We start from the raw sequence: 12,378 nt of genomic DNA, 5'->3' as shown, positions 1-12,378 counted from the left end.
AATGCCTCGTAAGGGCCCCGCCCCGAAGCGCCCGGTCATCATCGACCCGGTCTACGGTTCTCCTCTTGTCACCTCGCTGATCAACAAGATCCTGCTCAACGGCAAGCGTTCCACCGCCGAGCGGATCGTGTACGGCGCGATGGAAGGTCTCCGCGAGAAGACCGGCAACGACCCGGTCATCACGCTGAAGCGCGCGCTTGAGAACGTCAAGCCCACGCTTGAGGTCAAGTCCCGCCGTGTCGGTGGTGCCACCTACCAGGTGCCGATCGAGGTCAAGCCCGGTCGTGCCGCCACCCTCGCACTCCGCTGGGTCGTGGGTTACTCCCGCGCCCGTCGCGAGAAGACCATGACCGAACGCCTCATGAACGAGCTGCTCGACGCCTCCAACGGTCTGGGCGCCTCGGTCAAGAAGCGTGAGGACACGCACAAGATGGCCGAGTCCAACAAGGCCTTCGCGCACTACCGCTGGTAGTCGCTACCCCCATCGAGACCGAGAGAAGATTGAGCCTCATGGCCACCACTTCGCTTGACCTGGCCAAGGTCCGCAACATCGGGATCATGGCCCACATCGACGCGGGCAAGACGACGACCACCGAGCGCATCCTTTTCTACACCGGTGTGAGCTACAAGATCGGTGAGGTCCACGACGGCGCTGCCACGATGGACTGGATGGAGCAGGAGCAGGAGCGCGGCATCACGATCACGTCCGCCGCGACCACCTGTCACTGGCCGCTCGAGGACGTCGACCACACCATCAACATCATTGACACCCCTGGTCACGTGGACTTCACGGTCGAGGTGGAGCGTTCGCTCCGCGTGCTCGACGGTGCCGTCACCGTGTTCGACGGTGTCGCGGGTGTGGAGCCGCAGTCCGAGACGGTGTGGCGTCAGGCCGACCGTTACGGCGTGCCCCGTATCTGCTTCGTCAACAAGCTCGACCGGACCGGCGCGGAGTTCCACCGCTGCGTCGACATGATCTCGGACCGCCTCGGCGCGACCCCGATCGTCATGCAGCTTCCGATCGGTGCCGAGATGGACTTCAAGGGCGTCGTCGACCTCGTGTCGATGAAGGCCCTCGTGTGGTCCGCCGAGGCGGCCAAGGGCGAGATGTACGACGTCGTCGACATCCCGGCCACGCACACCGAGGCGGCCGAGGAGTGGCGCGGCAAGCTGCTCGAGGTCGTCTCGGAGAACGACGACGAGCTGATGGAGCTGTACCTGGAGGGCGTCGAGCCCACCGTGGAGCAGCTCTACGCGGCCATCCGCCGTATCACCATCGCCTCCGGCAAGTCCGACGGCGTCACCATCACCCCGGTGTTCTGCGGAACCGCGTTCAAGAACAAGGGCGTTCAGCCCCTGCTCGACGCGGTCGTGCGCTACCTGCCGTCTCCGCTGGACGTCGAGGGCATCGACGGCCACGACGTGAAGGACCCCGAGAAGGTCATCACGCGCAAGCCGTCCTTCGACGAGCCGCTGTCGGCGCTGGCGTTCAAGATCATGAGCGACCCGCACCTCGGCAAGCTCACCTTCGTCCGGGTGTACTCCGGCCGTCTGGAGTCCGGCTCCGCCGTGCTGAACTCCGTGAAGGGCCGCAAGGAGCGCATCGGCAAGATCTACCGTATGCACGCGAACAAGCGTGAGGAGATCGAGGCGGTGGGCGCCGGCGACATCGTCGCCGTGATGGGCCTGAAGCAGACCACCACCGGTGAGACGCTGTGCGACGAGAAGAACCCGGTGATCCTGGAGTCCATGGACTTCCCGGCGCCGGTGATCGAGGTCGCGATCGAGCCCAAGTCCAAGGGTGACCAGGAGAAGCTGGGTGTCGCCATCCAGCGGCTCGCGGAGGAGGACCCCTCCTTCCAGGTGCACACCAACGAGGAGACCGGCCAGACCGTCATCGGCGGTATGGGCGAGCTTCACCTCGAGGTCCTGGTCGACCGTATGAAGCGCGAGTTCCGCGTCGAGGCGAACGTCGGCAAGCCGCAGGTCGCTTACCGTGAGACGATCCGCAAGGCCGTCGAGCGGGTGGACTACACCCACAAGAAGCAGACCGGTGGTACCGGCCAGTTCGCGAAGGTGCAGATCTCGATCGAGCCGATCGAGGGTGGCGACGCCTCGTACGAGTTCGTGAACAAGGTCACCGGTGGCCGTATCCCGAAGGAGTACATCCCTTCGGTCGACGCGGGTGCGCAGGAAGCCATGCAGTTCGGCATCCTGGCCGGTTACGAGATGACCGGCGTACGTATCACGCTGCTCGACGGTGCGTACCACGAGGTCGACTCCTCCGAGCTGGCGTTCAAGATCGCCGGTTCGCAGGCGTTCAAGGAGGGTGCCCGCAAGGCGTCCCCCGTGCTCCTGGAGCCGATGATGGCCGTCGAGGTGACCACGCCCGAGGACTACATGGGCGATGTCATCGGCGACATCAACTCCCGCCGTGGCCAGATCCAGGCCATGGAGGAGCGGGCCGGCGCCCGGGTCATCAAGGGCCTGGTGCCGCTCTCGGAGATGTTCGGCTATGTCGGAGACCTCCGAAGCAAGACCTCGGGTCGCGCAAGCTACTCGATGCAGTTCGACTCCTACGCCGAGGTTCCGCGGAACGTCGCCGAGGAGATCATCGCGAAGGCCAAGGGCGAGTAACTCTCCCGAGCTCACGCTTTAGGCTTGTCACCGGCAAGCCCTGGGGTGTTCCCGCCGGATCACGGAGGGAACACCCCGGGCCCCGGCATCCCAGCAAAGATCACCTGGCGCCGATGAGTAAGGCGTACAGAACCACTCCACAGGAGGACCCCAGTGGCGAAGGCGAAGTTCGAGCGGACTAAGCCGCACGTCAACATCGGCACCATCGGTCACATCGACCACGGTAAGACGACCCTCACGGCCGCCATTACCAAGGTGCTGCATGACGCGTTTCCGAACCTGAACGAGGCCTCGGCCTTCGACCAGATCGACAAGGCTCCTGAGGAGCGCCAGCGCGGTATCACCATCTCCATCGCGCACGTCGAGTACCAGACCGAGTCGCGTCACTACGCGCACGTCGACTGCCCCGGTCACGCGGACTACATCAAGAACATGATCACGGGTGCGGCGCAGATGGACGGCGCCATCCTCGTGGTCGCCGCCACCGACGGCCCGATGCCGCAGACCAAGGAGCACGTGCTCCTGGCCCGCCAGGTCGGCGTGCCGTACATCGTCGTCGCCCTGAACAAGGCCGACATGGTGGACGACGAGGAGATCCTGGAGCTCGTCGAGCTCGAGGTCCGTGAGCTCCTCTCCGAGTACGAGTTCCCGGGCGACGACCTGCCGGTCGTCAAGGTCTCGGCGCTCAAGGCGCTCGAGGGCGACAAGGAGTGGGGCCAGACGGTCCTGGACCTGATGGCCGCCGTCGACGAGGCGATCCCGCAGCCCGAGCGTGACGTCGACAAGCCGTTCCTGATGCCGATCGAGGACGTCTTCACGATCACCGGTCGTGGCACCGTCGTCACCGGTCGTATCGAGCGTGGTGTCCTCAAGGTCAACGAGACCGTCGACATCGTCGGTATCAAGACCGAGAAGACCACCACCACGGTCACCGGCATCGAGATGTTCCGCAAGCTGCTCGACGAGGGCCAGGCCGGTGAGAACGTCGGTCTGCTCCTCCGTGGCATCAAGCGCGAGGACGTCGAGCGCGGCCAGGTCATCATCAAGCCGGGTTCGGTCACGCCGCACACCAGCTTCGAGGCCCAGGCCTACATCCTGTCGAAGGACGAGGGTGGCCGTCACACCCCCTTCTTCAACAACTACCGCCCGCAGTTCTACTTCCGTACCACGGACGTGACCGGCGTGGTGACCCTCCCCGAGGGCACCGAGATGGTCATGCCGGGCGACAACACCGTCATGACGGTCGAGCTGATCCAGCCCGTCGCCATGGAGGAGGGCCTCAAGTTCGCCATCCGTGAGGGTGGCCGGACCGTCGGCGCCGGCCAGGTCACCAAGATCAACAAGTAGTTCACTGATCTGGACCGACCAGGCCGCTTCTCGGAGAGTCCCTCCGCGGAGCAACCAGGGAGCATCCCAGCAGGGGCCCCGTATCCCGTCCGTGAGGACGGCGGTGCGGGGCCTTTGTGGTGGGGGTGGGGGGGTGGGGTGGGTGTGGGGGGTGGCTTGTCGTACTCGTCAAGGCTCCGGGCGGACTGCCGGAATTCCGTGCGCTGTGGGGCGCAGGATCCGATGGCTCCCTCGTCGAGCTCATGGCCCCACAGGCCGTTCAGTTTGCGGTCGCGCTGGATACGCCATACGGCCGTGGAGTCGGCGAGATGGCGGACCGCGGTCATGCCGTGCTGCTCCGCGGGGCCCGCTCTTCCGGGCCGGCCCCTTCGAGTGCTCTTCGGGGAGGGCTTCCACCTGCTGACCTGCCACGGCACGAAAAGGCCCTCCAGTGCTGCGGGTCACCCAGGTGGGTGATCCGCAGCACTGGAGGGCCGGGGTGGCTGCTTGAGTGCGGGCTGGGGCGGGCGGGGATCCAGCGGGGGTCGGGCAGGTATGGGCAGGATGGGTCAGGTGTGGGTCAGGCGTAGGTCAGGGCTGCTGGACGAGCTGGAAGGACTGGGCCGCCGAGCCGTTGCAGGGGCGCTGGATGAGCTGGGTACCGGAGGCGGCGGTGTCCGGGGCGCTCAGGCACTTGCCGCTGTGCCGGGCGGTGAAGTGGTAGCGGCCCGAGCTCTCCGCCACGGCCTGCCACTGCTGGTTCAGGCCGCCGGTGTAGTTCCAGAGCTGGATCGGGGCGTTGTCGGCGGTCGAGACATCGGTGACGTCGACGGCCTGCTGGGCGTTGGCGCGCGGACCGATACGGGAGAAGCCGCTGTCCGTGGCGCGGATCTGGTACTGCTGGGCCAGCGTGCTGTTGCAGGTGTACTGCTGGATCGCCGTGCCGTTCGCGGTTGCCGCGGCGCGGGCGTCCAGGCACAGGTTGTTGCCGGCGTTCACCAGCGAGTACCAGGCGGACTCGTTGATCGGCCCCTGCGGCGGCGTCGGGTCACCGCCCTCACCCGTACCGAGCCACTTGAGGCTGTCCAGGATGAAACGGTTCTGGGTCGCGCTGCCGAAGGTGGAGGAGAGCGTCTGGCCCGTGCTGTAGTTCATGGCGTTGTGCCCGAAGTTGGCGTAGATCATCTTGTAGCCGGTGTTGGTCCACATGATCGGGTAGTAGCCGCTGTACCAGGACTGGTTGGGGTCCGTACCGAGCGGGAAGCTCACCGGGTCGACCGACGACAGGATCTTGATGTTCGAGCGGGTCCTGAGGTCGTTGGACCAGCTGTACCACTCGCTGACCGACGAGGTGAACGTGCCGGGCAGCCCCACGGTCGTGGGGTGCGCACGGTCCTCGACCTTGAGCGTCGCGGTCGTCGGACCCCAGGTGTTCGACCGGAAGTTCCCGGAGCCGAGGAAGTCGTTGTAGTACCAGGACCAGCCGCCCGCGTTGGTGGTGAACGCGGAGACATGGAAGCCCATCCAGGCCCCGCCGCTGCGCATGTACCGCTCGAAGCCCGACCGCTGCGCGGCCGTCTGCGGCGCGTCGTCGAGGAAGAGCACCACCTGGTACTGGTCCTTGGTGATGTTCGTGAGCTGGTTCCAGTTGTTGGTCGCCGTGTACGAGAAGTTGTTGGCGGCGGCCTGCTGGGGGAACCAGGTGTTGGCTTCCCGTACGAAGCTGATGTGGGCGTCGTCCCAGGTGCCGTTGTAGAACGCCAATATCTTGAACGGCGCGGCGGCGTTCGCCTTCTGAACGGCCCCGTGGGCGGCGGGAGCGGCGGTCAGGCCGAGGAGTACGGCGAGCAACGCGAGGAGCCGGATACCGGTGCTCCTCAGGCGACCCCTGTCTCTGGTCGTGGTCATCGCGGGGACGATCCCTTCTTCTGCCAACAAGTGGGGGGTGCGTGGACCGCCTGCGGGGTGTGCGTGCGCGTCGTGCGGGCGTGTCGTATGTGTCGCATGTGTCATGTATATGACACGCGTTCACGCAGGTGGTCCGCTCGTGATTTAAGAAGTGAACTCACGCCACGTCAAGGTGTTGGTATGGACCAATGTTCTGGGGAGGGGGTGGGGGTGGTGCGTTGGGGGGTGGGGTGGGGTGGGGTGGGTTGGTGCGGGTGAGGGCCGAGGGGTAGTCGGGGTGGGCCGGGTGGTTTGGTGCCGCGTGGGGGCCGCCCCTCTGGGTTTGAGTTTCGCGATTGCGGGTCGGGCGTCAAGGGCGCTCCTCCGTCGCGTCGGCAAGCCGATTCCGCTGCGCTTCACCCTTGACTCCCGTCCCTCCATCGCAAGTGCGGATCAGTGGGAGGGGCGGCCCGGGGGAAGGGGTCCCCGGGGGGCTGGGTTCGGGGTGCTGGTTTCTTTCCCGGCCTGCGGCCCGGTGGGCCCTGCGGGGCTGCGCGGCAGTGGAATGGGGCGGTGACGACACCGGCTCGGCGGCTTTCTGTCCGCTGCTTGCTGGGGTTCAGTCCCGTGTCTGAGATTCGTGGTGACGTGGCACCCCAAGCGCCAGGCGGACGAGCGCGCGCCCTCGACGGCCCGGACGGGCCGGTGCGTCTTCCCTTTTCGCCGGTCGGGGACCTGTCGGGACGCTTCTCGCGTCACTAGGACGCAAGAGACGTCCGAAGGACATCGCAGGACCCATCGCCGCCCGGCCCCCGGGGAAAGGCGCTCACCAACCCCCACTGATGCCCTATATGAACCTATTTGGAAGGGGGTTGGGGAGTGCTGTGGGGCGGTCGTGTGTCCTCAGGTGCGTTAGGCGGGTCCCTGAGCGCAAAGAGGCCTTCAACTGGCCCATCAGCGCCCGTCACGGACACACCCACCCCACCAACCACCCAGCCCAGGCGCGGGACTGAACCCCAACAGGCAGCGGACGGTCTGTCGCTGAGCCGGTGCCGGGCCGCCCCACTCCACTGCCGCGCAGCCCCGCAGGGCCCACCAACCCGAGGCCGGGAAGGAAACAGGCACCCCCATCTGAGCCCCCCCGGGGACCCCTTCCCCCGGGCCGCCCCTCCCACTGATCCGCACTTGCGATGGAGGGACGGGAGTCAAGGGTGGAGCGCAGCGGAATCGGCTTGCCGACGCGACGAAGGAGCGCCCTTGACGCCCGGCCCGCAATCGCGAAACTCAAAGCCAGAGGGGCGGCCCCCGCGTGGCACGGGACCACCCGGCCCACCCCGACTACCCCTCGGTCCTCACCCGCAGTGGACCCATTCGCGTTACGGCCCGACTGCGGCCCCGCCGGCTCCCGTTCCCAGTTCGGCCCAGACCGTCTTGTGGGCGCCGGGCCTGCTCGTGATGCCCCAGCGGTCCGCCAGCGCGTCGACCAGTTGCAGTCCACGCCCGCCCTCGCTGTCCAGCGGGGCGCCCGTTCGTACGGTCGGCACCTGCCCCGGGCGGGTGTCGGTCACCTCGATACGGAGCGTGTCCTCCGTCGCGAGGGTGAGAGTGAGCCGGAAGTCCCGTCCGGTGGCGCTTCCGTGCAGCGCGGCGTTCGACGCCAGTTCGGCCACGACGAGCGCCGCCGTCTCGAAGGGCGTCTCCCACGAGCGCAGTCGCTCCACCGTGAGCAGCCGCGCGAGCCGGGCGCCCCGGCGGGTCGAGGACAGGCGGACGCAGAACTTCCGGGCCGGAAGCGTCGATGGGGCCGAAGGGGAGCGATCACTATTTTCGAGATTCACATCACACAGCGTGGCCGGGTCTGCGTAGGCTGAAAAGTGACGAAGCCCATACGGACGGTGACCGTCCTGTTGTGGCGCGGATCCCGGCGGCGCTTGTCAGGGCTGTACACCGTGACCTCGCGTGGGCGTCGGCGGTAGGACGACAAGCCGGTCGGAGGGCCCACGGTGAGTATCGACAGCGGTAGTACGGACTACACGACGGACGGCGCGGACGAGCCCGACTGGGAACCCGAAGGCGGCGACGACTCCGGCGCGGTGATCGCGGCGGTCGCCCGGCAGATCAAGCTCTGGCGCGAGGCGGCGGGGCTGAAGCAGGTGGAGTTCGGCACGGCGGTCGGCTACGGCGAGAACCAGATCTACAAACTGGAGGCCGGCAAGCGCATCCCCAGGCCGGAGTTCCTGGACCGCGCGGACGAGGTGCTGGGCGCGGGCGGAAAGCTCTCCGCGATGAAGAGGGACGTGCAGGAGGCCCGCTACCCGAAGAAGGTCCGCGATCTGGCCAAGCTGGAAGCGGAGGCTGTTGAGATCGGGGCCTACCTCAACCACAACATCCATGGTCTGTTGCAGACCGAGGAGTACACGAGGGCGCTGTTCGATGTCCGGCGCCCGGCCCTCTCTCCGGACGATCAGGACCGGTATGTGTCCGCCCGTCTCGCACGGCAGGAGATCTTCGACCGCTCACCGCTGGTCACGCTCACCTTTGTCCTGGAAGAGGTCACTCTACGGCGGCCCATCGGGGGCAGAATGGTGCTGCGTCGACAGCTCGAACACCTGCTGGAGATGGCCCGGTTGAGGCATGTCGAGATCCAGGTGATGCCGACGGACCGCGAGGACCACGCCGGAATGGGTGGTGAACTCCAAGTGCTGAAGCTCAGGGACGGCTCGGCGGTGGGATACGTGGCGGGGCAGCTCACCACCCGTCTGCTCTCCGACCCGAGAGAGGCCCAGGTTCTTGACCTTCGGTATGGAATCATCCGATCGCAGGCTCTCAACCCACGGGAGTCGCTGGCCTTCATCGAGAAAGTGCTGGGGGAGACATGATCCGCGACTTCTCTGCCGGGAACGCTTCCGGGCTGGAGTGGTTCAAGAGCAGCTACAGCGGCAGCAATGACAACGACTGCGTGGAAGTCGCGCCCACGTCCGACACCGTCCTCGTCCGCGACTCCAAGAACCCCCACCGCCCCCACCTCGCCCTCACCCCCACCGCCTGGGCCGACTTCGTCAGCTACGCCACCGAGCGCTGAGCCAGGCGAGGCGATACCCCCGGCGGACTGATGCCTCCGCGTCCTGTTGGACGGTGCTTTGCCGGTGCTGTTAGCTGAGAAGCGGTTCCGCAGTGCACGAGCCCGACCCGACCCGACCCGAGCCGGACCGGACCGGACCCGCTGGACGATCGAGAGAGGTGCCCGGTGCAGACACCCCGTCTGGAGGAGGTGCGCCTGACCTCCTTCAAGAGCTTCACCGACCAGCGTCTGCCGCTCCAGGCCCTCACCCTTCTGATCGGCCGGAACGGCAGCGGCAAGTCGAACGCGCTGGACGCTCTGACGGTGCTGTCCCGGCTCGCCCTCGGAGAGCCGGTACGGGACGCGCTCGACGGGCCCCGCCACGGTGGGGAGGAACCCATCCGGGGCGGTGCCGAGGGGTGTGCTCCGCTGGGACGTGATGCCTTCGACATCGGCTGCCGGGTGCGTGTCGGGGAGGCGGTCTTCGACTTCGACGTCGAGATCGAGGTCCGGCCTGCCGTCCGTATCCGCCGGGAGCGGCTCGTCGCCGTGGAGGGGGCCTTCTACGGCAACCGGAGGTTGCCGCCCGGCCGCGTGCTGCTGACCGCCGAGCCGCACGAAGGACCTTCTGACCTGCTTGCGCTGCGCTACTTCAATGGCCGGAAAGAGCCTGAGGTGAGTGGCGCCCTCCAGACCAACCGGCTCGTCTGTTCCCTGGCTCCCCTGATGCTGCCGGAGACAAGGGCCGGTCATCTGGTGCAGGAGGCGGCCGGCCATGTGCTGGCCGCACTGAAGGAGGTCTTCCTCCTGGACCCGGTCCCGCATCTCATGCGCCGGTACGTCCCCGAGCGCGACACCGAACTGCGTCGCAGCGCGGACAATCTGAGCGCGGTGGTGGGTGAGCTCAGGCGCCACGACCCGCGCGCGTTCGGCCGGCTCAAGAAGCTGATCAGCGGGATGCCGGAGTACCCGGTGGTCGATGTGGACACGGTCGTCACCTCGCTGGGGGACGTACAGCTCGTACTCCACGAGTCGGGATTCCACGGCGCCGTGCACGAGATCCCCGCCCGGCTCCTCAGTGACGGGATGCTGCGCTTCCTCGCCTTCGGTACGGCGATGCTCGAAGTGCCCGCCCCGGACGACGACTCGGTCACCTGGCCCGACCGGCTTCTGGTGATCGAGGAGATCGAGAACGGGCTCTACCCCACCCAGGCCGCCAGGGTGCTGCGTCTGATGAGGGAGGAGTCGCGGCGAGGACGTATCGAGGTCCTCTTCACCACCCACAGCCCGGCGCTGCTCAACGCGCTCACCGCGGAGGACCACTCGGGGGTTCTGGTCTGTACCCGGGACCCGGAATCGGGTGAGAGCCGTCTGACGCGCCTCACCGACCTTCCCGGGTACGTGGAGCTGCTGGCGGCGGGCGATCTGGGCGACGCCGTCACCAAGGGGCGGCTGCCGGATGCCGTGCGCCCCCGCGAGGACGGAGTGACCAGCGTCGAGGATTTCCTGAGAAGCCTGTGAGCCTGAGAAGCCTGTGAGTAAGAGGAGCCTGTGAGCAAGCAGCGCCGGCCGGGCCTCCGGCTCCCCGTCGTCGACTTCCTCGACACCTCGGTTTTCGTCGAGATCCTCGACATTCCCTTCAGGAATGATCACCGCGCCGAGATCCTGGCCGAGATGGACGCCAGGCTGAAGGACGGGGTGCGGTTCGTCCTGCCGACAGCGACCGTCGTGGAGACCGGCAATCACGTCTTCCAGATCGCCGACGGATCCGCCCGCCGCCGGTGCGCGGGGACATTCATGGGGCTGCTGCGCAGGACCGCGATCGGTGAGGCCCCCTGGGTGCTGCACGAGCGCACCTGGGACGGGTCCTTCCTGGTGTCGCTGTGCGACGGTGTCAGCACAGGGATGGATCTGGCCGAGCACGCCGTCCGGCGGCAGCTCGGGACGGGCGATCTGAGCATCGTCGTCGAACGTGACCTCTACGCGTCCCGCGCGCAGGCGGAGGTCCGTATCTGGACCCTGGAAGCCACGATGGGGACCTGGGCCGAGCTGCCCTGAGGGCGGACGACCGGCGCGGAGGATTCGGCGATCCGCCCGTGGGGTACGCTTTCCGGCCCGATTGGCCAGGGCCAAGTCGCCTATGGCACACTAGCCAGGTTGCTCGGTTGAGTGCCAATGCTGCGCGCCTCCCGCCGGGAGGACCGGAAGCGAGTCCCACAGTACTCGTCGCCCCAACTGCCTTATGGGCAGCGCTGGGACGGACGTACGGGAATCTTCCGGGAAGTGTCAGCGGGGCTCCGGCCAGGCGCCCGGTGGCCAATGCTTCATATGCGGCCTGCGACCGGCTCGCGGACTTGGGCCGCACCCCCTTGGTCGGGAAATCCTTCGGGAGATTTTCGTGGAGGGGATGCGACACGCCCGACCGCGTGGGTCGGAGCAGAGCGCAAGGTCACCAGGTTCCAGAGCGTTACGAGAGACAGGACTACGAAGCAGCCATGGCGGGACAGAAGATCCGCATCCGGCTCAAGGCCTACGACCACGAGGTCATCGACTCATCGGCGAAGAAGATCGTCGAGACGGTGACGCGTACTGGTGCGTCGGTCGCGGGCCCGGTGCCGCTGCCCACTGAGAAGAACGTGTACTGCGTCATCAAGTCGCCGCACAAGTACAAGGACTCGCGCGAGCACTTCGAGATGCGCACGCACAAGCGCCTGATCGACATCCTCGACCCGACGCCCAAGACCGTTGACTCGTTGATGCGCCTGGACCTTCCGGCCGGCGTCGACATCGAGATCAAGCTCTGAGAGGCGCGGAAGAGATGGCAAAGCAGATCAAGGGTGTCCTGGGCGAGAAGCTCGGCATGACCCAGGTCTGGGACGAGAACAACCGTGTCGTCCCGGTGACCGTCGTCAAGGCCGGGCCCTGTGTCGTTACCCAGGTCCGTACGAATGACTCCGACGGCTACGAGTCGGTCCAGATCGCCTTCGGCGAGATCGACCCGCGCAAGGTGAACAAGCCCCTCAAGGGCCACTTCGCCAAGGCCGACGTGACCCCGCGCCGCCACCTGGTGGAGCTGCGCACCTCCGACGCCGGCGAGTACACGCTCGGCCAGGAGGTCACCGCCGCCGTGTTCGAGTCCGGCGTCAAGGTCGACGTCACGGGCAAGAGCAAGGGCAAGGGCTTCGCCGGTGTCATGAAGCGTCACAACTTCAAGGGCCTCGGCGCCGGTCACGGCACCCAGCGCAAGCACCGCTCTCCCGGCTCCATCGGTGGCTGCGCCACCCCGGGCCGTGTGTTCAAGGGCATGCGGATGGCCGGCCGTATGGGCAACGAGCGCGTGACCACCCAGAACCTGACCGTTCATGCCGTTGACGCGGAAAAGGGCCTGATCCTGATCAAGGGTGCGGTTCCTGGTCCGAACGGCGGCCTCGTCCTGGTCCGTACCGCGGCCAAGGGGGCCTGAGGTA

General features: G+C 67.0%; 11 protein-coding genes. 9 read left to right on the top strand and 2 right to left on the bottom strand.

Features of this window, described 5'->3' with window-relative positions; translation table 11 throughout:
- Position 1 precedes the first annotated feature (1 nt).
- The 3 genes from rpsG to tuf all read left to right on the top strand — a co-directional run bounded on the left by rpsG (position 2) and on the right by tuf (position 3,984).
- The gene (gene rpsG / locus ACWGDX_RS25050; protein WP_030742163.1) at positions 2-472 is read left to right on the top strand and encodes a 30S ribosomal protein S7; all 471 of its coding nucleotides are present in this window, start codon (positions 2-4) and stop codon (positions 470-472) included.
- Positions 473-510: 38 nt separating this feature from the next.
- On the top strand, positions 511-2,637 hold the full coding sequence (fusA, locus tag ACWGDX_RS25045; RefSeq protein WP_382856383.1) for an elongation factor G: 2,127 nt from the start codon (positions 511-513) through the stop codon (positions 2,635-2,637).
- A 153-nt stretch (positions 2,638-2,790) separates the two neighbouring features.
- Positions 2,791-3,984 (top strand): elongation factor Tu, encoded by a 1,194-nt coding sequence (tuf, locus tag ACWGDX_RS25040; RefSeq protein ID WP_363085196.1) that lies wholly within the window; start codon positions 2,791-2,793, stop codon positions 3,982-3,984.
- A gap of 570 nt (positions 3,985-4,554) precedes the next feature.
- Here tuf and ACWGDX_RS25035 read toward each other — a convergent pair.
- Both ACWGDX_RS25035 and ACWGDX_RS25030 read right to left on the bottom strand, forming a co-directional pair.
- Positions 4,555-5,871: a ThuA domain-containing protein gene (locus ACWGDX_RS25035; protein ID WP_453628932.1), complete on the bottom strand. Its 1,317-nt coding sequence runs from the start codon at positions 5,869-5,871 to the stop codon at positions 4,555-4,557.
- A 1,355-nt stretch (positions 5,872-7,226) separates the two neighbouring features.
- A complete protein-coding gene (locus ACWGDX_RS25030) occupies positions 7,227-7,688 on the bottom strand; it encodes an ATP-binding protein (RefSeq protein WP_453628931.1) in 462 nt (153 codons plus the stop codon).
- Positions 7,689-7,853: 165 nt separating this feature from the next.
- On the opposite strand from ACWGDX_RS25030, the gene ACWGDX_RS25025 reads away from it, so the two are divergent.
- The 6 genes from ACWGDX_RS25025 (at position 7,854) to rplC (ending at position 12,374) form a co-directional block, all read left to right on the top strand.
- Positions 7,854-8,729: a helix-turn-helix domain-containing protein gene (locus tag ACWGDX_RS25025; RefSeq protein ID WP_453628929.1), complete on the top strand. Its 876-nt coding sequence runs from the start codon at positions 7,854-7,856 to the stop codon at positions 8,727-8,729.
- A complete protein-coding gene (locus tag ACWGDX_RS25020) occupies positions 8,726-8,932 on the top strand; it encodes a DUF397 domain-containing protein (protein WP_453628927.1) in 207 nt (68 codons plus the stop codon). The genes ACWGDX_RS25025 and ACWGDX_RS25020 overlap by 4 nt, the downstream gene beginning before the upstream one ends.
- A gap of 165 nt (positions 8,933-9,097) precedes the next feature.
- A complete protein-coding gene (locus tag ACWGDX_RS25015; RefSeq protein WP_453628925.1) occupies positions 9,098-10,432 on the top strand; it encodes an AAA family ATPase in 1,335 nt (444 codons plus the stop codon).
- A gap of 30 nt (positions 10,433-10,462) precedes the next feature.
- The gene (locus tag ACWGDX_RS25010) at positions 10,463-10,969 is read left to right on the top strand and encodes a hypothetical protein (RefSeq protein WP_453628923.1); all 507 of its coding nucleotides are present in this window, start codon (positions 10,463-10,465) and stop codon (positions 10,967-10,969) included.
- A gap of 437 nt (positions 10,970-11,406) precedes the next feature.
- Entirely contained in the window at positions 11,407-11,715 is a 309-nt protein-coding gene (rpsJ, locus tag ACWGDX_RS25005; RefSeq protein WP_003948644.1) for a 30S ribosomal protein S10, read from the top strand.
- Between the two features lie 14 nt (positions 11,716-11,729).
- Complete coding sequence (gene rplC / locus ACWGDX_RS25000) at positions 11,730-12,374, top strand: 50S ribosomal protein L3 (protein ID WP_093600075.1); 645 nt, start codon at positions 11,730-11,732, stop codon at positions 12,372-12,374.
- The last annotated feature ends 4 nt before the right edge of the window (positions 12,375-12,378 follow it).

The sequence above is a fragment of the Streptomyces sp. NPDC055025 genome (assembly GCF_053608565.1).
The sequence above is the reverse complement of the archived record's forward strand: the minus strand, read 5'-3'. Positions and strand labels throughout refer to the sequence as shown.

Excerpts from the sequence above, each read along its gene's own strand:
- rpsG (WP_030742163.1), top strand. The coding sequence starts at position 2 with ATGCCTCGTAAGGGCCCCGCCCCGAAGCGCCCGGTCATCATCGACCCG.
- fusA (WP_382856383.1), top strand. The coding sequence starts at position 511 with ATGGCCACCACTTCGCTTGACCTGGCCAAGGTCCGCAACATCGGGATC.
- ACWGDX_RS25035 (WP_453628932.1), bottom strand. The coding sequence starts at position 5,871 with ATGACCACGACCAGAGACAGGGGTCGCCTGAGGAGCACCGGTATCCGG.
- ACWGDX_RS25020 (WP_453628927.1), top strand. The coding sequence starts at position 8,726 with ATGATCCGCGACTTCTCTGCCGGGAACGCTTCCGGGCTGGAGTGGTTC.
- rpsJ (WP_003948644.1), top strand. The coding sequence starts at position 11,407 with ATGGCGGGACAGAAGATCCGCATCCGGCTCAAGGCCTACGACCACGAG.
- rplC (WP_093600075.1), top strand. The coding sequence starts at position 11,730 with ATGGCAAAGCAGATCAAGGGTGTCCTGGGCGAGAAGCTCGGCATGACC.